Source organism: Streptomyces mutomycini (assembly GCF_001700505.1).
Lineage (GTDB): Bacteria > Actinomycetota > Actinomycetes > Streptomycetales > Streptomycetaceae > Streptomyces > Streptomyces mutomycini.
This window is the reverse complement of the sequence record NZ_MAPV01000058.1, coordinates 317-20996: the sequence shown is the minus strand read 5'-3', so window position 1 is coordinate 20996 and position 20680 is coordinate 317. Positions and strand designations below refer to the sequence as shown.

The following is a 20680-nucleotide window of genomic DNA, read 5'->3' as shown; positions in this document are numbered from 1 at the left end:
GACGGGGGCCGCCGCAGGGGCGGGCGGCGCGGCCGCGGCGGGCTCCTCCACCGAGACGCCGAAGTCCGTGGCGATGCCCGCCAGCCCGTTCGCATAGCCCTGGCCGACCGCGCGGGCCTTCCAGGCGCCGTTGCGCAGGTAGATCTCGATGACCACCAGCGCCGTCTCGCCGCCCAGCTGCGGCGGGGTGAAGGTGGCGAGCGCGCTGCCGTCGTCCGCGTTGCGCACGGTGGCGGTGGGCTCGACGCCCTGGAAGGTCTGGCCTGCGGCGTCGGGGCTCGCCGTGACCACGATCTTCTCGATGCCCGGGGGGACCGCCGTGGTGTCCACCACGATCGCGTCGGGCGCGGAGCCGCCGCCGGAGCGGTAGGTCACGCCGGGGCCCGAGGGCTGGTTGTAGAAGATGAAGTCGTCGTCGGAGCGCACCTTGCCGTCGGCGGTGAGCAGCAGGCCCGAGACGTCGAGCCGCACCGGGGCGGCGACGTCCACCGCCACGCGGGCGGCGGAGAGAGGGATGTTCGAGCCGGGGGTCATTGCGGTCATGCACGGAGTAACGAACGACCCGGCTTTGCCGTTCCCTTACCTTCGGGGGCTTGCTCCGTACGGCTCAGCGCCCGCCGCGCGCCCGGTTGCGCGGGTGGTCACGGGCGGCGCGCTCGTTGCCGTGCCGGTACGCGCCCGTCCAGCGCGCCATCACGAGCTGGGCGTCGCCGGACGTCACTTCGGCCAGGAACTTCGCCGCCCGGTCGCCGCGCAGGGTTCCCGCGGGGCGGCCGTGGTGGGTGACGGTGACGGTCGCGTCACCCTGCTGCTCGTACTGGAATCCGGATGGTTTCGGCATGGTCGTATGATGCCCGTCCACGCGGACCGCGAGCAGGGTAATTCGGCTCCACGAGGCGTCCCGGGAAGGCCCGCGCGCGCCGGCCCCGCCGGTGTGAACTCCGCCGTCCCGTCCTGCCTTCGCCCCGACGGGGCGGCCGGGCCCCGGGAGGGAAACTCGGATGCGGGTGCCGTGCGGCGGCCCTAGGCTGCGCTCGCGCGGCGGGCGAGGCGCCGTATCGACCGTCGACGTATCGGAGATGCACCGGGTATGGCCAGTGAACTGTTCGCGATCTGCTTCAACGCGACCCGGCCGTCCGGCCTGGCGCGGTTCTGGTCCGGGGTCCTCGGCTGGGAGCAGGTGGACGGCCCGGACGGCGACATCGCGATTCTGCCCCCTGGTCCCACCGGGTTCCGCATCCGTTTCCGGCCGGGCCGGGAGCCGAAGACCGCTCAGAACCGGGCGCACTTCGACCTGACGAGCACCTCCCCGGAGGATCAGCGGCAGACGGTGGCCAGGGTGCTGGAGCTCGGCGGGACCCACATCGACGTGGGCCAGCTCCCGGAAGAGGGGCATGTGGTGCTCGCCGATCCGGACGGCAACGAGTTCTGTGTCATCGAGGCGGGCAACGAGTTCCTCGCCCACACCGGTGTCATCGGAGCGCTGGCCTGCGACGGCACGCAGGAGGTCGGCTACTTCTGGAGCAGGGCGCTGCGGTGGCCGCTGGTCTGGGACCAGGACCAGGAGACCGCGATCCAGTCGCCGGACGGCGGTACGAAGATCACCTGGGGCGGACCCCCGGTGGCGCCGAAGGCGGGTACGAACAGGCTGTACTTCGAGCTCGCGCTCCCCGCCGGCACCGACCGGGACGCGGAGGCCGGCCGCCTGGTCTCGCTCGGCGCGACGCTCACCGGCGAGGGCGAGGGCGGCATGGTGCTGATGCTCGACCCCGACGGCAACGAGTTCTCCGTGCAAAGGCCCCCGCGGCGGGGCTGAAGCCGTGTGTCCGCCGGCCCTCGAAAGCGCCGTCACGCGGGGCCGGCGGGACGCTGAGGGTCAATACAGCTAGGTGCTTTAGAACCGGTTCCTGTCTCGCCTTGTATCGTGATGATCTTGTGGGGCGAGAGGATCTTCCAGATGACCAGTGGGCGGTGCTGGAGCCGTTGTTGCTGGTCTCGGTATTGGGCAGGCCATCGCTAGGCCGGCGGCGGTTGATCGACGGGATCCGTCGGCGGGTGCGGACTGGTACTCCGTGGCGGGATCTGCCGCCCGAGTACGGTCCGTGGCAGACGGTCTACGGGCTCTTCCGTCGCTGGCAGCGCGATGGTGTCTGGTCGGCGGTCCTGACCGGACTGCTGATCTCTCCGACGAGGTCGGTGACGGCACGCTGGACGATCTGGATCCGGGACTGCAGCCGGGTTTGATCAACGACGTCGGCTGACTGATGCCGAACTGTGCAGATTCGCCCTAGTACTGGACGTTCTAAGTACGGCGACAAACGGCCTGGGGCTGTGGGCTCGTTCCATGACATGCTGATTGATCTTGTTGGTCAGGTTCATGTCTGTTGCGGGGGTTGTTGCGTCGTGGGCTACACGATTCCTGAGGGTGTCGACACGATGCTGGACGTGGTCGGTGTGGGCTGGCCCAATGTGGACGAGGACGCATACCGCGATATGGCGGACGCGTTGCGGGAGTTCGCGGAAGACGCGGACGACGACGGCTATGCCGCCCATCAGTACGTGCAGCGGTTGATTTCCTCCGGGCGGAGCGAGTCGCTGGCCGCGCTGGACAAGCACTGGTCGAAAGTGCAGAGCAAGCACAAGGATTTGGCGAAGGCGGCGCGGATCATCGCGGGTGCGTTGGACCGGGTCGCGGACATCATCGTGGCCCGGAAGATTGCAGCGGTGGGTGAGCTTGCAGATCTGTGCGCCACGGTGGGAGTGACGCTGGCCTTCGCTCCGGTGACGGCTGGTCTTTCGACTCTTCTGGCCGGCGCGAAAATCGCGGCTACCCGTATCGCGTTCAAGCGGATCCTGAAGGAGATGGCGGAGGCGGCGGTCTCGGAGATCGTCGCCACCCTCACCCAGCCCGCGGTGGCGGCGTTGGAGAGCATTGTGACGGATCTGGCGATCCAGACCGCGATGAATGTCACTGGTCAGCAGGACGGAGTCGATGTCCCTCAGGCGGCCAAGGACGGGCTCCAGCTCAATTCCGTCGCGGGCGGCGGTGGGCCGGGGGCAGGCCTGGGCATCGACCATGACGCCCACTCCGCCACCGGCGGCAAACTCGCGAGTGTGCAGGTGTCGATGCTCACCCGCGCCGCGGGCAAGATAGGCAAGGCCAAGAGCCACCATGGCCGGGCGAGAGGGAAGGACTCCCTCACCGCAGTCCTCGACTCCACCATCGAGGGCGTGGTCGAGAAGCTGACCAAAGGCCACAAGCACATCGGGAACCACGTCGGCAAGGAGTTGCCCGACGCGATCGGTCTGAGCTCCAAAATTCACAAGAGCACTGACCTGGACATCGACGACCGCATCAGGGCGGTCAAGAGCGGCGATCCCCGTGACAGCGCCGGGCACGATGGACGGAACGACAGTCCTGGATCCACTCGCAGGCGGCCGGACGGATCCGGATCTGCCCGCAAGCCCAGGGACTTGTTGAACTCCGACTCGTCGAAGCTGTCCCAGCAGGCCCGTGCGTTGGCCGACAAGGAGACGTGCGGCGATCCTATCGACATGGCCAGCGGCCAGATGGTGCTCGAGCAGGTGGATGTTGATCTGCCGGGCGTGCTGCCGCTGGTGCTGCGCCGGACTCACCTGTCCGGATACCAGGCCGGCCGCTCTTTCGGACCGTCCTGGGCGTGCACGCTGGACGAACGACTTGAGCGGGACGACGTTCTGGGTGGCATCTGGTGGTACCGGGAGGATGGCTCCGCCTTGGCCTACCCGCGCCTGCCGGACATACCCGGCGACCGAGTGGCTCCTGCGGCGGGCGCACAGATGCCGCTTGTCTATGTCACCCGTGGTAGCAGTTATGCGCTGACCGTCCAGGACTTCCGTACCGGACTGGTGCGCCACTTCGAAGCCGCCACCTCCCGCGACGACCTCTGGTGGCTCGTCTGCATCGAGGACCGCAACGGAAACACCGTAACCGTGGAGCGCGGCGAGGACGGGCTTCCTCTCGAAGTCAGTCACAGCGGCGGCTACCGGGTCCGCGTCGACTCGGACGCCTACCTGGGGCGTGTCACCGGCCTGTCCGCGCCTACGGGCGAGAGCCCGGTCCGGCTGCGCACCTTCGGCTATGACGACGCCGGGAACATGGTCCGGCTGCGCAATGCCGTCGACGCCACGACAAATTTTTCTTACGACAACGCGCACCGCATCATCGGATGGCGGGATACCAACGAAACTGCGTTCGACTATACGTACGACCTCGCAGGGCGTGTGAGTGCTACACAAGGCACCGACGGCATACTCAGCTCCCGCATCGTCTACGGGCCGCAGGAGTCCGACGGCACCAGTACGGTCACCTACACCGACTCCCTCGGACACAGCACCCTCTACCGGTCCAACCGGCACGGGCAGATAATTGCTATTACCGACCCTCTCGGACACACCACCACTCAACGGTGGGACCTCCGCGACAACCTGCTCTCCCGCACGGACCCGCTCGGCCGCACCACGTGCTGGGAATGGGATGAAAACGGCAACCTGCTCGCTACCACCGCCCCCGACGGCGCCACCGTCCGCGTCACCTACGACCACCTGCATCTGCCGGTGAAACTGACCCGCCAGGACGGCACGACGGTCCGCCAGGAGTTCAACGCCCGCGGCAACCTCGTCCGCTCAACGGGCGCCGACGAAAGGGTTCATTCTTTCACTCACCACCCCACCGGAGCCGTTGCCACCGCCACCGACCCACTGGGGGCCACCACCGCCGTCGAGGCCGACGCCGCGGGCCTGCCCGTGATGATGACCGATCCGCTCGGGGCGACGAGCCACTGTGTCCGCGACGACTTCGGCCACCCCGTCGCGCTGACCGACGCCCTCGGGTACCTCACGACCATCAGCTGGGACGCTGAAGGCCGCCGTGCACGCCGCACCGCACCGGACGGCCTCGCCGAATCCTGGACATGGGACGGCGAGGGCAACTGCACCAGTCACACCGACCCGCACGGCGGCATCACCCGCTTCACCTACGGCCCCTTCGACCTGCTCTCCTCCCGTACCTCCCCGGACGGCGCCGCCGAACGATTCGCGTACGACACCGAGATGCGCCCCATATGTGTCACCAACCCCCAGTCGCTGAGTTGGAAGTACGTCTACGACCCACTCGGGCGTCCGACCTCCGAGACCGACTTCGACGGGCGTACCACCCTGCACGCGTACGATCCGGCCGGACAGCCTTCTGCCCGCACCACGCCCTCCGGCGACATCATCGCCTTCAGCTTCGACGCCGCAGGGCGCCTTATATCCAAGGTCGTCGGCGAGACACAGACGCAGTTCCGCTATGACGAGCTCTCCCGCTTGACGTCCGCCACGTCACCCGACGGCAGCCTGGAGACCGTACGACGCTGCCGGACGGCTCGTCGCGCAGAACGTGGACGGCGCCACCCTCCGCGTCGCCTACGACGCCGCCGGCCGGCCGGTCTCGCGTACGACGCCCACAGGCTCCACCGCCACCTCGGAGTGGAATGCGAGCGGCCACCGCACATCCCTGACCGTCGACGCACGGCACACCCTGCGCTTCATCTACGACGCTGCGGGCCGCGAGACGCACCGTACGCTCGGCAGTAACGTTTGGCTCGCCTCCGTCTGGGACATGAACGGCCGTCAGGTGCAGCAGATACTCGGACGGCAGCCGGCGGCATCCCTGCCCCCGTCAAGCCGATCGCACCTGTTGCGGGCGCGCGACTACATGTACCGCCCCGATCACTACCTGACCGCCGTCACTGACGGGGCGACCGGACATGCCGCCCGCTACACCCTGGACGCCGTCGGCCGCCCTTTGGAGTCGGACGGCCCTGCCGGGCCGGAGCGGTACGCCTACGACCAGGCAGGTAATCAGCGAGATGCTCAATGGCCCGACCGCAGCGCGGATCCTATGGCGCGGGGCTCTCGGGACTACTCGGGCACACTCCTTACCCGGGCCGGAGACACCCACTACCGCTACGATGCGGCAGGACGCCTTGTCGAACGTGTCAAGAAGCGGCTCTCGCGCAGCCCCGACGTGTGGCGCTATTCCTGGGACGCCGAGGACCGCCTGACTTCCTGTGCCACCCCCGATGGCACATCGTGGTACTACCGCTACGATCCGCTCGGACGCCGCACCGCGAAGTACCGTTTGGGCAGCGCTGGTTCGGCCATTGATGAGACTCGTTTCACCTGGGATGGCTCTCACCTCGCCGAGCAGACGACGACCGCCACGGGGACCACCCTCACCTGGGTCCGCGAAGGGCATGAGCCGCTGGCTCAGATCGAACGCAGGCGAGTGCCCCAGGAAGAGACCGACTCGCGCTTCTTCGCCATCGTCACCGACCTCGTCGGCACCCCGACCGAACTCGTCGACGAGACCGGAACCATCGCCTGGCACACCCGTACGACTGTCTGGGGAACCACTGCCGTCCACTCCGGTTCCACCGCGCACACCCCACTCCGCTTCCCCGGCCAGTACGCCGATGCCGAGACCGGGCTCCACTACAACTACTTCCGCCACTACGACCCCGAGACAGCCCGATACACCAGCCCCGACCCGCTCGGCCTGGAACCGGCCCCAGACCCGGTCAGCTATGTCCACAATCCGCACACCTGGATCGACCCCGAAGGCCTCAAGCCCGGAACCTGCCCTCGAACCGGTGCCGCCATCAATCCCCGCGGCTACACCGCCGTCTACGAGATGCAGCTCAACCGCACTGACTACGGAGAGAGCCGTGCTGTCCACTTCAACCGCGCCAACGCTTCACTGGACGCGGCGATCCGAGCCGATCCTGCACTCGGCCGGTTCCTTGACCAGTTCTCGCCAGGCATCGCCGCTCGCGTGAGCTCTGTCGGCGGGCGAAGGACCCCCGCAGGTTTCACATGGCAGCATGAGCCCAGAGCCAACGCCCAGGGCAGAGAGGGTGTGATGAGGCTGGTTCCCCGGTACCAGCACACCTCCGGAAGCCCGTGGTGGGACGTTCTCCATCCGGGCTATTCCGGTGGATATGCTGAATGGGCCATTCCCAACGGTGCACCGCCCAACCGGAGAGCATAACCGTGACCTATTTCATGTATGACGCCATGGGCGAGGAGATCGACGAGCCCGACGAGGCGCAGATCCGCTCCCTTCTTGCTGAAATCAGCAGCGCGGACGAGGAACATCCGGATGTCTCACTGCAGCACGAGTCCGGATGGTCGCTGAGTGTCTTCCCGGACAGGTTTGTGCGGTGGCAGAACGTCGAATCCGCTCAGTCGGAACCTGTGGATGCGACGCTCTCCTCCTGGGACGACGTTGTCGGGCTGCTCCTGATGACCGCCCGAGGCGAAACCGATGAAGTAACCTCCGCCCTGGCAGCGCCGTAGACCTGCTGACGTTGGGGCTCGCCGTCGACGACGGCGGCGACCACGGATATCGTCAGTGACGACCGGGCCACCGTCACCGTCCGGCGGAGCCCGTCGCACCTCATGCGGGCATACGTCCAGTCCTGCCAGCACCTGCCCTGCGCCAGCAGCAGAAGCTCACAGTGGCTCTTCCCCGGCTGCCGGCCCGGACAGCCGATGAACCCGGTCAGCCTCCAAGTCCACCTGCGGAAGATCGGCCTCCCACCGCAACGCGGCAGGACCTCCGCCAACTCGTCCTCCAAGCCGCGGCCCCCGTCATCGCGAAGGCGCTCGGCTACCACGACAAGACAACCACCCACCTGGTCACCGAAGCTGGAGGAACCTGGAGCCGATACGCCCCCGGCGACCACACACGCTGACCCAGGCGACGTGGGTGGGGGCAGACGCAGTGTCAGTACCAGGTGGCATGCTCTGCCGCCATGAACAAACAGCAGTTCTGGCAACTCATCGAGGCAGCCCGTAACCAGGCGTCCGATCCGAACGACGGAGAAGCGGTCGTCCACCGGGCAGCCTCGCTGCTGGCCACACACCCGGCCGAGGAGATCGTTGCCGCTCAGCAGGCGTTGTGGGACCTGATGGCCGACTCCTACACGAATCCTCTGTGGGCCGCTGCCTACGTGATCAACGGCGGATGCTCCGACGACGGCTTCGACTACTTCCGCGGCTGGTTGATCGCGCAGGGGCGCGAGGTCTTCGAGTGCATAGTCGCTGACCCCGATGCCCTGGCAGAAGTACCCATCGTGCGAGCCTCAGCTGCCGACGGAGTCGATCTCGACTGTGAGGAGGCGCTCAGCATTGCTTGGAGCGCACATGTCATGGCGACCGGCAAGCAACTCCCTGACGACGCGTTCAGCATCCGATATCCGGAGCTGGACCTCACTTGGAACTTCGACTTCGACGACCACAGCGAAATGACCCGCCGACTGCCACGCTTGGCAGCTCTCTTCCTGGAGTAAGTGGAAACTCGCAGTCACGAGGTGAGGTCAACCAGCAGGCCGGAAGGCTCGCGAAGATCGCTGTCCGTCACGCCGTCAGGACACCGAGTTCTCCGTGCAAAGGCCCCCGCGGCGGGGCTGAGGCCGTGTTTCCGCCGGCCCTTCTAAATCGCCGTCACGCGGGGCCGGCGGGACGCTGCGGACACGGCCTAGTAGGGCCAGATCGGCGGGTTCGTGACGAAGTGGCCGCCGAGGTGGGCGTGGTCGGGATTCTCCGGGTCCAGCTCGCCGTGCTCGGCGATGAGTTTGTCCGCGTACTGCTCGGAGTCGTCCTGCGGGTCGTATCCGAGGGAGCGGGCCGTCGTCAGGTCCCACCACAGGCGGGTGTTGTCCGAGGAGCCGTACACCACGGTGTGCCGCACGTCCTCGGCGGTGAGCGCCGCGTGGAAGAGGCGCGCTCCGTCGCCGGGGCTCATCCAGACGGAGAGCATCCGTACCGATGTCGGCTCCATGAAGCAGGAGCCGATGCGCACGGAGACGGTCTCCATGCCGTGCTTGTCCCAGTAGAGCTGCGCGAGGTCCTCGCCGAAGGACTTCGACAGGCCGTAGAAGGTGTCGGGGCGGCGGGGGGTGTCGACGGGGATCAGCGGGTCACCGGCGAGCGGGCGCGGGGTGTAGCCGATGGCGTGGTTGGAGGACGCGAACACGATGCGCCCGACGCCCTCCTCGCGCGCGGCCTCGTAGAGGTTGTAGGTGCCTTCGATGTTGGAGCGCAGGATCTTCTCGAACGGTGCTTCCAGGGAGATGCCCGCGAGGTGGATGACCGCGTCGACGCCCCGCACGGCCTCCCGCAGCGCGTCCTTGTCGCCGAGGTCGGCGGTGACGGCGTCCGGTTCGCCCTCGACGGGTGTGAGGTCGAAGAGCCGGAGGTCGTAGCCGTACGCGGGAAGCAGCCCCCGCATCAGGGTGCCGAGGCCGCCGGCGGCGCCGGTGAGCAGGACGGTGCGGGGAGCGGGCATACGGGATCTCCTCGGTGCGGGCGCAGGGCGCGTACGCGGTGTGCGCGGACGGTGCGGTGCCGCGCGGGGCCGGATGTGCGAACAGCAAGGTACGCGTGGCACGCGGATGTCACGCAACCGCACGGTGCGGCAAATGCGTGGTCGGCATTCACATGCGTGGACAAGCTAAGAACTCGCGGTGGACTCCGTCAAGTGTCGCTCCGTGCGGGCAGGTCCGCGCCTGGGTTGGCTGTTCGCGTCTTGACCGGCGCCGCGCGACTGCCTTAGCGTGGCGGCGTTCAGAAATATGGACACCGATCATAATTGTGCACGCCTGGACCTGCTCAGGGAGCGCCCGTGACCTCAGCCCCCCTTGCCGCCCGACTCACCGACGTCGCCGGGCCGCTCTTCTTCCCCGTCACCGCCTACGGGCCGGACGGCGCCGTCGACCCCGACGTCTTCCGCGCGCACGTGCGCAAGGGCATCGACGCCGGTGCGGCAGCCGTCTTCGCCTGCTGCGGCACCGGGGAGTTCCACGCCCTGGCCCCGGAGGAGTTCCGGACCGTCGTCCGGGCCGCCGTCGAGGAGGCCGCGGGACAGGTGCCCGTCGTCGCCGGCGCCGGCTACGGCACGGCACTCGCGATCCAGTACGCGAAGGCCGCCGAGGAGGCTGGAGCGGACGGGCTCCTCGCCATGCCGCCCTACCTCGTCGTCGCCGGCCAGGAGGGGCTGCTGGCCCACTACGCCGCACTCGCCGCCGCCACCTCACTGGAGACGATCGTCTACCAGCGGGACAACGCGCTCTTCACCCCGGAGACCGTCGTCGCCCTGGCCCGGACCCCCGGGATCATCGGTCTCAAGGACGGCCACGGCGACCTCGACCGGATGCAGCGCACCGTCAGCGCCGTACGCACCGCGCTGCCCGGCGAGGACTTCCTCTACTTCAACGGGCTGCCCACCGCCGAGCTCACCGGGCTCGCCTACCGGGGCATCGGCGTCACGCTCTACTCCTCCGCTGTCTTCGCCTTCGCCCCCGACATCGCCCTGGCCTTCTACCGGGCGCTGGAGTCCGGCGACGACGGCCTGGTCAACGCGCTGCTCGACCACTTCTACCGGCCGCTCGTCGAACTGCGCGACAAGGGCCGCGGCTACGCGGTGTCGCTCGTGAAGGCGGCCGTCCGGCTGGAGGGCCTGGACGTCGGGCCGGTGCGCACCCCGCTCACCGAGCCCCCCGCCGCACACATCGAGGAGCTGGCCTCGGTCATCGCCGCCGGCCGCACGCTGCTGGAGAAGCACCGCGCGGAGGGAGCCAGGTGAAAGCCTCCGCCTTCCTCTACCCCTGGGACGTCGTGGGGGACCCGGACGCCGCCGCCCGCCTCGCCGGTCTCGGTGTCCAGCAGGTGACGCTCGCCTCCGCCTACCACTCCACCCGCGCCCTGACCCCGCGCCACCCCGGCCGCCGGATCGTCACCGCCGAACACGCGGCGGTGCTCTACCCGCCGGACGCCGCCCGCTGGGCCGGGCGCGAGCTGCACCCCTACGCCCAGTCCTGGGTGGCGGGGGAGGACCCGTACGCCGAGGCGGCCGAGGCCCTGGCGGGGGCCGGCCTCCAGGTGCACTCCTGGGTGGTCCTCGCACACAACTCCCGCCTGGGCGCGGAGCATCCGGACACCTCCGTCGTCAACGCCTACGGTGACCGCTATCCCTGGGCGCCCTGCATCGCACAGCCCGCCGTCCACGACTACCTGGTGGACCTCGCGGCGGAGGCGGCCGTACGCCCCGGGGCGTCGGGCGCCGAGCTGGAGTCGTGCGGCTGGTACGGCTTCGCCCATCTGCACGCCCACGACAAGGTCTCCGGGGTCGCCCTCGGGGACGCGGCGCAGTATCTGATGTCCCTCTGCTTCTGCGGCGACTGCCGGGCCGGCTACGCCTCCGCCGGGCTGGACGCCGAAGAGCTGCGGGCCGCCGTGCGCCGTGCCCTGGAACCCGTCTGGGCCGGCTCCGGGCCCGGCGGGCAGGGATGGGCCGGGGTGCAGGAACTGCTCGGGGCCGGCCTCGCCGACGCCACCCTGCGGTGGCGTGGCCGGGTCGCCAGGGGCCTCCAGGAGGCCGCCGTGGCCGCGGTGCGCGCCGCGGCGCCGGGACCGGGCTTCCAGGTCCTGCTGCACGCCGACCCGGCCCCTCACCGCACCGGAGCCAACGTCGGGACGGACCCCGCCCACATCCTGGCCACGGCGGACGGCGTGGTGCTGCCCTGCACCGGCGGCGACGCGGCACGCGAGGCGGTGCTCGGGCCGTTCGCCGGGCTGTCCGGGGTGCTGGCCGCGAACTTCAACGTGGTCACCGGTATGGGCGGCAGCCCCGGCACCCTGGAGCGGGACGCCGCGCACGCGGCCTCCCTCGGCGCGGACGAACTGCGCCTCTACCACGCGGGTCTGGCGTCCGGACCGGACCTGGAAGCCGTCACGAAGGCCCTCTTGGCCGTACGCGGCGGCTGATCCGGGGGCGCCGCGCGCGCCTCGAAGCACAGGTCCCCGGCACGCGGCCGGGGACCTGTGCCGTTTCCCGGGGCACCGGACCGCGCAGGCCCCGGAGCGTCACGGTTCCGCGTTCGCCGATTTTCTTTTGCCGGAAGCGTTGACGAAACATTCCCACCGCTCTAGCTTCATCGCGTCGTACTTCGTACGTCATATATGAGACGCCATACACGAGATGTGAGAGCTCTTCACCCATGACCTTTGCGCCTGCCCCGATTCCGTCCAGGACCCAGTACGTGCTGGAGGCGATCAAGCACGCGATCCTCACCGCGCAGCTGAAGCCGGGTCAGGCGCTCGTGGAGACCGAACTCGCCGCGCAGTTCGGGGTGTCGAAGACGCCCGTGCGCGAGGCGCTGAAGACGCTCGCCGGCACCGGCCTCGTGGTCATGAGCCAGTACAAGGGTGCCACCGTACGGCTCGTGGACGCGACCATGGCCCGGGAGGTGTACGACGTCCGCCTGCTCCTCGAACCCGAGGCGCTGCGCCGCTCCATCACCCGCAGGGTCTCGCTGGAAGCGGCTCAGGAGGCCTTGGAGCGCTCCGACTCGGCGATCGACAAGGCGGACAGGTCGCTCGCCAACCGGGACTTCCACCGGGCCCTCTACCTGCCCTGCGGCAACCCGCTGCTCGCCCGGATGCTCGACGAGATCCGCGACCAGGCCGCACTCGTGTCGACCGTGGCCTGGTCGGCGGTCCCGTCCTGGGAGCGCGAGGCGGCCGAGCACCGCGAGATCCTGCGGCTCGCCCTGGCCGACGACGCGGAAGCCGCGGCGGGTGCCCTGCACGACCACATCGCATCGTTCGTACGCCGTGCCTTCCCCGACGACGAAGACGGGGGTGGCACGGCGTGAACCACCAGCTGGACACGGATCACCAGCACCTCGACGAAAGGTCAGTCCGCATGGACTTCTCCCCGCTGAAGGCGGCCCTCGCAGACGTAGTGGCGATCCCGGTGACCCCGTTCGCCGAGGACGGGGCCATCGACGTCCCGGCGCACCGCGCCCTGCTGCGACGGCTGCTCGACGGCGGCGTCCGCATCGTCACCCCGAACGGCAACACCGGTGAGTTCTACGCGCTCACCCCCGACGAGCGGCGTACCGTCACCGAGCTCACCGTCGAGGAGGCCGGCGGACGCGCCACCGTCCTGGTGGGGGTCGGCCACGACGTACCGACCGCCGTGGCCTCCGCCGAGCACGCCAGGGACATCGGTGCCGAGGCGGTGATGGTGCACCAGCCGGTCCACCCCTACGTCTCGCAGGACGGCTGGATCGACTACCACCGGGCGATCGCCGAGGCCGTACCCGGGCTCGGAGTCGTGCCGTACATCCGCAACCCGCTGCTCGCCGGTGAACGCCTCGCCGAGCTCGCCGACAGCTGCCCCAACGTCATCGGCGTGAAGTACGCCGTCCCCGACGCCGCCCGCTTCGGCGCGTTCGCCCGGGACGCCGGCCTGGAGCGGTTCGTGTGGGTCGCCGGCCTCGCCGAGCTGTACGCCCCCTCCTACTTCGCCACCGGTGCCACCGGCTTCACCTCCGGCCTGGTCAACGTCGCCCCGGGGGTCTCGCTCGCCATGCTGGAGGCGCTGCGGGCGGGCGACTACCTCGCCGCGATGAAGGTCTGGGAACAGATCCGCCGCTTCGAGGACCTGCGCGCCGACCGGCAGTCCGCCAACAACGTGACGGTCGTCAAGGAGGCCCTGGCCTCGCTCGGCCTCTGCCGGCGCGACGTACGCGCACCGAGCCGGGCGCTCCCCGAGCAGCAGCGCGCCGAGGTCGCGAGCCTGGTCGCCGGGTGGTCGATGTGACCGGCACCGGCGCGGCGGACCGCCGCATCACCCCGGAGGAGCTGCGCAGCCACCAGTGGTACGGCACGGACGGGCTCCGCTCGTTCAGCCACCGCGCCCGCACCCGGCAGCTCGGCTACCTCCCCGAGGAGCACCTGGGCAAGCCGGTCATCGCGGTCCTCAACACCTGGTCCGACATCAACCCCTGCCACGTCCACCTGCGCGAGCGTGCGCAGGCGGTCAAGCGGGGCGTGTGGCAAGCGGGCGGTTTCCCGCTCGAATTCCCGGTCTCCACGCTCTCCGAGACCTTCCAGAAGCCCACCCCGATGCTCTATCGCAACATGCTGGCGATGGAGACGGAGGAGCTGCTTCGCTCCTACCCCGTCGACGGCGCCGTGCTGCTGGGAGGCTGCGACAAGTCGACGCCCGCGCTGCTGATGGGCGCCGCGTCCGTCGACCTGCCGACGGTCTTCGTGCCCGCCGGGCCGATGCTGCCGGGCCACTGGCGCAACGAGGTCCTGGGCTCCGGCACGGACATGTGGAAGTACTGGGACGACAAGCGGGCCGGCCTGATCGGCGACTGCGAGATGGCGGAGCTGGAGAACGGGCTCGCCCGCTCGCCGGGCCACTGCATGACGATGGGCACCGCCTCGACCCTGACGGCCGCCGCGGAGGCGCTCGGCGTCACGGTGCCCGGAGCCTCGTCGATCCCCGCCGTGGACTCCGGTCACGACCGGATGGCGGCGCAGTCCGGGATCCGGATCGTCGAACTGGTGTGGCAGCAGCTGAAGCTGTCGCAGATCCTCACGGCTGACGCCTACGAGGACGCGGTCGCCACCGTGCTCGCGCTCGGCGGCTCCACCAACGCCGTCATCCACCTGATCGCGATGGCGGGCCGCTCCGGGGTGAAGCTCACCCTGGACGACTTCGACCGCATCGCCCGCACCGTGCCCGTCCTCGCCAACCTCCGTCCCGGCGGCAAGTACCTGATGGAGGACTTCCACTTCGCCGGAGGGCTGCCCGGATTCCTGGCGCGGCTCACCGACGTACTCCACCTCGACCGGCCCACCGTCACGCACGGCACCATGCGCGAACAGCTCGACGGTGCGCTCGTCCACAACGCCGACGTCATCCGGGAGCGCGGCAACCCGCTGGCCGAGGAGGGCGGGGTGGCGGTCCTGCGCGGCAACCTCTGCCCGGACGGCGCGGTCATCAAGCACATCGCCGCCGAGCCGCACCTGCTGCGCCACACCGGTCCCGCGGTCGTCTTCGACGACTACAAGGAGATGCAGCGCACCATCAACGACCCGGCCCTGGCCCTCACCCCGGACCATGTGCTGGTGCTCCGCAACGCCGGCCCCAAGGGCGGCCCCGGCATGCCCGAGTACGGCATGCTGCCGATCCCGGACTACCTCCTGAAGCAGGGCGTACGGGACATGGTGCGGCTCTCCGACGCCCGGATGAGCGGCACCAGTTACGGGGCCTGCGTCCTGCACATCGCGCCCGAGTCCTTCGTCGGCGGACCGCTCGCCCTGGTCCGCACCGGTGATCTCATCACGCTGGACGTCGAGGCACGGCTCCTCCATCTCGACGTGTCCGACGAGGAGCTGGAGCTCCGCAGGTCCGAGTGGACCGAGCCGCCCGCCCGCTACGGGCGCGGCTACGGGGCGCTCTACCAGGACCAGATCACCCAGGCCGACACCGGCTGCGACTTCACCTTCCTGGCCCGGCAGGGAGAAGTGCCCGACCCGTACGCGGGCTGAACCGGGCGAAGAGAATTCCGCGCACCGCCCCGTCCGGGATACCGAACGGCATGCGGTAAGCGCTTGCACCATGCACCGAAAGCACGGCACATCCAGCACTTTCCAGAGATCGGAGACGCGTCATGGCCCAATCCGCAGCCGTGGCCACACCGCCCCCCAAGGGAAAGGCGCCCAAGCGCCGCTCGGCCACCCCCCGCCGACTGCCGTATCTGCTGATCGCGCCCGCGGGCCTGCTGATGCTGGGCTTCATCGCCTATCCGGTGGTCAGCGTCTTCTACTACAGCCTGCAGAACTACAACGTCACCAAGCCGTGGCGGAACGGCTTCGCCGGCTTCGACAACTTCACCCGGATCTTCACCGAGGACGAGCAGTTCTGGCCGACGCTCGGCTTCAGCGCCCAGTGGGTCTTCACCCAGGTCACGCTGCAGCTCGCACTCGGCCTCGCCCTCGCGCTGATCGTCAACCAGACCTTCATCGGCCGCGGCATATCCCGGGCCATGGTCTTCTCGCCCTGGGCCGTCTCCGGGGTGCTGACCAGCACCATCTGGATCCTGCTGTACAACTCCTCGACCGGCTTCAGCCGCTACCTCGCGGACGCCGGCATCGGTGAGTACGGCACCTCGGTCCTCTCCGACACCGGAACCGTCTTCTGGGCGGCGACCATCTCCGAACTCTGGCGCGGAGTCCCCTTCTTCGCCATCCTCATCCTCGCCGACCTGCAGTCCGTCTCCAAGGAGCTGTACGAGGCGGCGTCGGTGGACGGCGCCGGGCGGCTGCGGCAGTTCTTCCACATCACGCTCCCGCACCTGCGCGACGCGATCATCCTGGCCACCCTGCTGCGCGGGGTCTGGGAGTTCAACAACGTCGACCTGCTCTACACCCTCACCGGCGGCGGACCCGCGGGCGAGACCACCACCCTGCCCCTCTACGTCGCCAACACAGGCATCGAGGGCCACGACTTCGGATACGCCTCCGCGCTCACCACCGTCGCCTTCGTGATCCTCCTCTTCTGCTCGATCGTCTATCTGCGCCTGAGCAAGTTCGGAGGCGACAACAAGTGACTGCCGCACTCGTGGAGAAGAACGACGCCCGCACTCCGGGCCCGTCCCGGGGGAGCGACGCCCCGCCCCCCTTCTCGCACCGCCGGACCAAGCGCGAGCGGGCCTTCGACGACGTACCGCGCTGGCAGATCTACCTGCCGCTCGGCCTCTATCTGCTCTTCACGCTCATCCCGTTCTACTGGATGTTCCTGTTCGCCGTACGGCCCGCGGGTTCCACCTCGCTGGTGCCCTGGCCGATGACGGGGGACCACTTCTCCAAGGTCTGGAACGAGCGCAGCTTCGCCCTCTTCTTCCAGAACAGCATGATCGTCGGCGTCGCGACGCTGATCGCCACCACTCTGGTCGCGCTGGCCGGCGGCTACGCCCTGGCGCGGTTCGACTTCAAGATCAAGGGCGCCTTCATGCTGGCGCTGCTCTGCTCGCAGTTCATCCCGGGCGCGCTGATGCTCGTACCGCTCTTCGAGATCTTCAAGAACCTCCAGATGATCAACTCCCTGGGGAGCGTCGTCATCGCGGAGACCGTCTTCCAGCTCCCCCTGTCGATCATCCTGATCAGCGGCTTCATCAAGAACGTGCCGGTCTCCCTCGAGGAGGCAGCCTGGGTGGACGGCTGCTCGCGCTTCAAGGCGTTCTGCGCCGTCGTCCTGCCGCTGCTGCGCCCCGGGCTGATCGCGGTCGGGTCGTTCGCCTTCGTCCACAGCTGGAACCACTTCCTGTTCGCGCTGATGTTCCTCAGCGAACAGGACAAGCAGACGATCCCGGTCGGCCTCAACACCCTGATCGGCGCCGACAGCGTCGACCTGGGCGCACTGGCCGCGGGCGGTGTCATCGCCGCGGTGCCCGTGGTGATCGTCTTCGCCTTCATCCAGAAGTGGCTCATCACCGGCTTCAGCGCCGGCGCCGTGAAGGGATGACACACATGACCTGGAAGCTCCGCCACGGAGCGGGGAGGGCGGACCGGTGACGACCACCCCCGTGCCCCTCGTCCTGGCCGGCGCCCGCGGCCACGGCCGCTGGCACCTCGCCAACATCCGCCGGCTCCAGCACCAGGGTCTGGTCACACTGGCCGGAGTCTGCGAACTGAACCCGCTGACCGACGGCGAACTCGACATGTTCGCCGGGGAGATGCCCGAGCAGTCCGCCGACTTCGGGGCCCTCCTGGACTCCACCGGCGCACGCGCCGCCGTCATCTGCACCCCCATCCCCACGCACACCACGCTGGCCCTGACCGCGGCGGCCCGGGGCGTCCACCTCCTCCTGGAGAAGCCGCCCGCGGCGACCTGGGACGACTACGCCCGCATGACCGACGGGGTCCGGGAGGCGGGCATCGCCTGCCAGGTCGGTTTCCAGTCCCTCGGCTCGCACGCCGTGCCCGCCATCAAGGACCTCGTACGCTCCGGAGCGATCGGCACCGTCCGGGGCATCGGCGCCGCCGGAGCCTGGGTCCGCGACGACGCCTACTTCCGGCGCGCACCCTGGGCCGGGCGCCGGAGGATGGGCGGCACCGACGTGGTCGACGGGGTGCTCACCAACCCGCTGGCCCACGCCGTCGCCACGGCACTCGAACTCGCCGGCCCGGGGACGGCCGAGGACGTGGCCTCCATCGAGACCGAGCTCTTCCGGGCCCACGACATCGAGTCGGACGACACCAGCTGTGTCCGCGTCACCACCACCGCGGGGATGCCGGTGACCGTCGCGGTCACCCTCTGCGCGGAGGAGGCCGGCGAGCCCTATGTGATCGTCCACGGCGACCGCGGCCGCATCACCTTCTGGTACAAGCAGGACCGGGTCCTCGTCCAGCGCGCCGGACACGGCCCCGAGGAGGCCGTGCACGGGCGGACCGACCTCCTGGAGAACCTCGTCGGCCACCTGGAGCACGGCACCGCGCTCCTCGTGCCGCCGGAGCGCACCGGCGCGTTCATGCGGGTCCTCGAAGCCGTACGCACAGCGCCCGAGCCCACCCCGCTGCCCGACACCGCCTGGCACACCCGGCCCGCCGACAAGGGGGACGGCGTACGGCGCATCGTGCAAGGCATCGACGGCACCGTCGCCGCCGCGGCGGACACCCTCACCCTCTTCTCCGAACTAGGCGCCTCCTGGGCGCGCCCCAGCGAGGTGAGCACCCCATGAACACCGCACTCCTCAGCTGCGCCGGACGACCCGTCGGCCGCTACGGACACGGGCCCGGAACGGACAGCCGCCCCTACCTCCACCCCGTCACCACCCTCGCGGGCACCCCCGTCACCGAGGAGCGTCCGGCCGACCACATCCACCACCTCGGCGCCTCCGTCGCGGTGCCCGACGTGGCGGGGCACAACTTCTGGGGCGGGCGCACCTTCGTCCGCGGCCAGGGCCCCACGGAGCTCGACAACCACGGCACCCAGCGCCACCTCGGCTGGAAGCTGCGAGACCCGGACGGCTTCGTGGAGGAACTCAGCTGGGAGGCCGGCGGCACCGAACTGCTGCGCGAGCACCGCACCGTCGCGGCCACCGGACTCTCCGGCACCGCCTGGGCGCTGGACTTCTCCTTCTCCCTCACCAACCGGAGCGGCACGGACCTCTCCATCGGCAGCCCCGCGACCAACGGCCGCCCCGGCGCCGGATACGGCGGCTTCTTCTGGCGGGCACCCAAGGAGGCGGCGCCGCCCGCGGTCTTCAGCGGAACCCTCGAAGGCGAGGAGGCCGTGCACGGCAAGCCGGCCGACTGGCTGGCCCTCGCCGGGGACGGCTGGACGCTCGTCTTCGCCGGAGCGACCGAGGAGACCCGGCGCGACCCGTGGTTCGTACGGACCACCGAATACCCGGGGGTCGGCTCCTCGCTCGCCGCGGACCGCCGGCTTCCCGTCGCCGCCGGAGCCACCGTCGTACGCCGGATCGTCACCGTCGTCGCCGACGGAAGCCTCGGCCGGGACGCCGCGGCCGCCCACGTCCGCAAGGCGGTAGCCGCATGACGATGCCCTGGAGAGCCGACCTCGGGGACGGCACCTACCGCAACCCGGTCCTGAACGCCGACTGGTCCGACCCGGACGTCGTGCGCGTCGGCGACGACCACTACCTCACCGCCTCCAGCTTCGGCCGCGTCCCCGGACTGCCCCTGCTGCACTCCCGCGACCTCGTCAACTGGACCCTTGTCGGCCACGCCCTCGAACGGCTCGGCCCGGACGCCGACTTCGCCGTACCCCGCCACGACTGCGGGGTCTGGGCGCCGTCGCTGCGCCACCACGCCGGACGCTTCTGGATCTTCTGGGGCGACCCCGACCACGGCATCCAGCAGATCAACGCAGAGAACATCCGCGGCCCCTGGACCGCCCCGCACCTCGTCAAGGCCGGCAAGGGCCTGATCGACGCCTGCCCCCTGTGGGACGAGGAGACCGGCGAGGCATATCTGGTGCACGCCTGGGCGAAGTCCCGCTCCGGCATCAAGAACCGGCTCACCGGCCACCGGATGAGCCCCGACGGACGGGAGCTGCTCGACGAGGGCACGACCCTCGTCGACGCCGACACGATCCCGGGCTGGTTCACCCTGGAGGGCCCCAAGGTCTACCGCCACGACGGCTGGTTCTGGATCTTCGCCCCAGCCGGGGGAGTGGAGACCGGCTGGCAGGGCGCCTTCCGCTCGCGGACGTTCGCCGGCCCCTACGAGGAGCGGGTCGTCCTCGCCCAGGGCGACACCGAGGTCAACGGCCCGCACCAGGGCGGCTGGGTCCGGACCGCGGCAGGTGAGGACTGGTTCCTGCACTTCCAGGCCCGGGGGGCGTACGGCCGCGTGGTCCACCTCCAGCCGATGCGCTGGGACGGGGAAGGCTGGCCGGTCATCGGCGACGAGGGCGAACCCGTCCTCGTGCACCGCCGCCCGAAGGCCCCCGAGCAGGCAGCCGAGGCACCTGCCTCCAACGACGACTTCCCCGGTGGGCGCCACGGCCGCCAGTGGCAGTGGACGGCCAACCCGCGACCCGGCTGGACGGTCGGCCACGGGGGCGACGGGCTGCGCCTCAGCTGCGTGCGGACCGCGTACGCGCACGATCTGCGCGCCCTGCCCAACGTCCTGGTGCAGCGGCTTCCCGCCGAGGAGTTCACCGTCGAGGTGGGCATCACGCTGGACACCGGTGAACCGGGGGCCAAGGCCGGGCTCGCCGTGCTCGGGGACGCCTTCTCCTGGATCGGCCTGGAGGCCGGGGCCGACG

Annotated in this window: 19 protein-coding genes; 16 read left to right on the top strand and 3 right to left on the bottom strand. The window is 69.8% G+C overall.

Annotation, left to right across the window (positions count from 1 at the left end):
- Both BFF76_RS09850 and BFF76_RS09845 read right to left on the bottom strand, forming a co-directional pair.
- Positions 1 to 543, bottom strand: a 543-nt coding sequence (locus BFF76_RS09850) for a TerD family protein (protein ID WP_141695582.1), incomplete at its 3' end; no start/stop codon positions are given.
- Between the two features lie 64 nt (positions 544 to 607).
- Positions 608 to 841, bottom strand: coding sequence for a hypothetical protein (locus BFF76_RS09845; RefSeq protein WP_031094557.1), 234 nt, complete (start codon positions 839 to 841; stop codon positions 608 to 610).
- Positions 842 to 1090: 249 nt separating this feature from the next.
- Here BFF76_RS09845 and BFF76_RS09840 point away from each other — a divergent pair, with 249 nt between their 5' ends.
- From BFF76_RS09840 to BFF76_RS09825, 6 genes are all read left to right on the top strand, one after another.
- Positions 1091 to 1816 carry a VOC family protein gene (locus BFF76_RS09840; RefSeq protein ID WP_065848028.1) on the top strand — a complete coding sequence of 242 codons (726 nt, stop codon included), beginning with the start codon at positions 1091 to 1093 and terminating at the stop codon, positions 1814 to 1816.
- Between the two features lie 119 nt (positions 1817 to 1935).
- Entirely contained in the window at positions 1936 to 2244 is a 309-nt protein-coding gene (locus tag BFF76_RS31195; RefSeq protein WP_267882487.1) for a transposase, read from the top strand.
- Between the two features lie 159 nt (positions 2245 to 2403).
- Positions 2404 to 5616 carry a DUF6531 domain-containing protein gene (locus tag BFF76_RS33635; RefSeq protein WP_065848027.1) on the top strand — a complete coding sequence of 1071 codons (3213 nt, stop codon included), beginning with the start codon at positions 2404 to 2406 and terminating at the stop codon, positions 5614 to 5616.
- 25 nt (positions 5617 to 5641) lie between these two features.
- Positions 5642 to 7072 (top strand): RHS repeat-associated core domain-containing protein, encoded by a 1431-nt coding sequence (locus BFF76_RS31190; RefSeq protein ID WP_234351831.1) that lies wholly within the window; start codon positions 5642 to 5644, stop codon positions 7070 to 7072.
- 2 nt (positions 7073 to 7074) lie between these two features.
- Positions 7075 to 7380 carry a hypothetical protein gene (locus tag BFF76_RS09830; protein WP_051834612.1) on the top strand — a complete coding sequence of 102 codons (306 nt, stop codon included), beginning with the start codon at positions 7075 to 7077 and terminating at the stop codon, positions 7378 to 7380.
- 458 nt (positions 7381 to 7838) lie between these two features.
- Positions 7839 to 8375: a DUF4240 domain-containing protein gene (locus tag BFF76_RS09825; RefSeq protein ID WP_065848026.1), complete on the top strand. Its 537-nt coding sequence runs from the start codon at positions 7839 to 7841 to the stop codon at positions 8373 to 8375.
- Between the two features lie 188 nt (positions 8376 to 8563).
- Here BFF76_RS09825 and BFF76_RS09820 read toward each other — a convergent pair whose 3' ends face one another.
- Positions 8564 to 9373, bottom strand: a complete 810-nt coding sequence (locus BFF76_RS09820) for an NAD-dependent epimerase/dehydratase family protein (protein ID WP_031094562.1) — start codon at positions 9371 to 9373, stop codon at positions 8564 to 8566.
- A 336-nt stretch (positions 9374 to 9709) separates the two neighbouring features.
- On the opposite strand from BFF76_RS09820, the gene BFF76_RS09815 reads away from it, so the two are divergent.
- The 10 genes from BFF76_RS09815 to BFF76_RS09770 all read left to right on the top strand — a co-directional run.
- Positions 9710 to 10669 (top strand): 5-dehydro-4-deoxyglucarate dehydratase, encoded by a 960-nt coding sequence (locus BFF76_RS09815; RefSeq protein WP_065848025.1) that lies wholly within the window; start codon positions 9710 to 9712, stop codon positions 10667 to 10669.
- On the top strand, positions 10666 to 11850 hold the full coding sequence (locus BFF76_RS09810; RefSeq protein WP_031094563.1) for a hypothetical protein: 1185 nt from the start codon (positions 10666 to 10668) through the stop codon (positions 11848 to 11850). The genes BFF76_RS09815 and BFF76_RS09810 overlap by 4 nt, the downstream gene beginning before the upstream one ends.
- Before the next feature lie 233 nt (positions 11851 to 12083).
- Complete coding sequence (locus BFF76_RS09805; RefSeq protein WP_031094564.1) at positions 12084 to 12740, top strand: GntR family transcriptional regulator; 657 nt, start codon at positions 12084 to 12086, stop codon at positions 12738 to 12740.
- Between the two features lie 50 nt (positions 12741 to 12790).
- A complete protein-coding gene (locus BFF76_RS09800; protein WP_031094565.1) occupies positions 12791 to 13693 on the top strand; it encodes a dihydrodipicolinate synthase family protein in 903 nt (300 codons plus the stop codon).
- Complete coding sequence (araD, locus tag BFF76_RS09795; protein WP_053929730.1) at positions 13690 to 15435, top strand: L-arabinonate dehydratase; 1746 nt, start codon at positions 13690 to 13692, stop codon at positions 15433 to 15435. Before BFF76_RS09800 ends, araD begins: the two co-directional genes overlap by 4 nt.
- A 122-nt stretch (positions 15436 to 15557) precedes the next feature.
- On the top strand, positions 15558 to 16496 hold the full coding sequence (locus BFF76_RS09790; RefSeq protein WP_031094568.1) for a carbohydrate ABC transporter permease: 939 nt from the start codon (positions 15558 to 15560) through the stop codon (positions 16494 to 16496).
- Positions 16493 to 17410, top strand: a complete 918-nt coding sequence (locus BFF76_RS09785; protein WP_065848024.1) for a carbohydrate ABC transporter permease — start codon at positions 16493 to 16495, stop codon at positions 17408 to 17410. The genes BFF76_RS09790 and BFF76_RS09785 overlap by 4 nt, the downstream gene beginning before the upstream one ends.
- 46 nt (positions 17411 to 17456) lie before the next feature.
- Positions 17457 to 18626: a Gfo/Idh/MocA family protein gene (locus tag BFF76_RS09780; RefSeq protein WP_031094571.1), complete on the top strand. Its 1170-nt coding sequence runs from the start codon at positions 17457 to 17459 to the stop codon at positions 18624 to 18626.
- Entirely contained in the window at positions 18623 to 19447 is an 825-nt protein-coding gene (locus BFF76_RS09775; protein WP_053929731.1) for a DUF6807 domain-containing protein, read from the top strand. Before BFF76_RS09780 ends, BFF76_RS09775 begins: the two co-directional genes overlap by 4 nt.
- Positions 19444 to 20680 (top strand): glycoside hydrolase family 43 protein (locus tag BFF76_RS09770; protein ID WP_065848023.1); only part of this gene is annotated, 1237 nt, incomplete at its 3' end. The genes BFF76_RS09775 and BFF76_RS09770, both read left to right, overlap by 4 nt.

What these genes read in the sequence shown, in the direction of transcription:
- BFF76_RS09845 (WP_031094557.1), bottom strand. Translation starts at nt 841, where the DNA reads ATGCCGAAACCATCCGGATTCCAGTACGAGCAGCAGGGTGACGCGACC.
- BFF76_RS09820 (WP_031094562.1), bottom strand. Translation starts at nt 9,373, where the DNA reads ATGCCCGCTCCCCGCACCGTCCTGCTCACCGGCGCCGCCGGCGGCCTC.
- BFF76_RS09805 (WP_031094564.1), top strand. Translation starts at nt 12,084, where the DNA reads ATGACCTTTGCGCCTGCCCCGATTCCGTCCAGGACCCAGTACGTGCTG.
- BFF76_RS09825 (WP_065848026.1), top strand. Translation starts at nt 7,839, where the DNA reads ATGAACAAACAGCAGTTCTGGCAACTCATCGAGGCAGCCCGTAACCAG.
- BFF76_RS09800 (WP_031094565.1), top strand. Translation starts at nt 12,791, where the DNA reads ATGGACTTCTCCCCGCTGAAGGCGGCCCTCGCAGACGTAGTGGCGATC.
- BFF76_RS09840 (WP_065848028.1), top strand. Translation starts at nt 1,091, where the DNA reads ATGGCCAGTGAACTGTTCGCGATCTGCTTCAACGCGACCCGGCCGTCC.
- BFF76_RS09775 (WP_053929731.1), top strand. Translation starts at nt 18,623, where the DNA reads ATGAACACCGCACTCCTCAGCTGCGCCGGACGACCCGTCGGCCGCTAC.
- BFF76_RS31190 (WP_234351831.1), top strand. Translation starts at nt 5,642, where the DNA reads ATGAACGGCCGTCAGGTGCAGCAGATACTCGGACGGCAGCCGGCGGCA.
- BFF76_RS09790 (WP_031094568.1), top strand. Translation starts at nt 15,558, where the DNA reads ATGGCCCAATCCGCAGCCGTGGCCACACCGCCCCCCAAGGGAAAGGCG.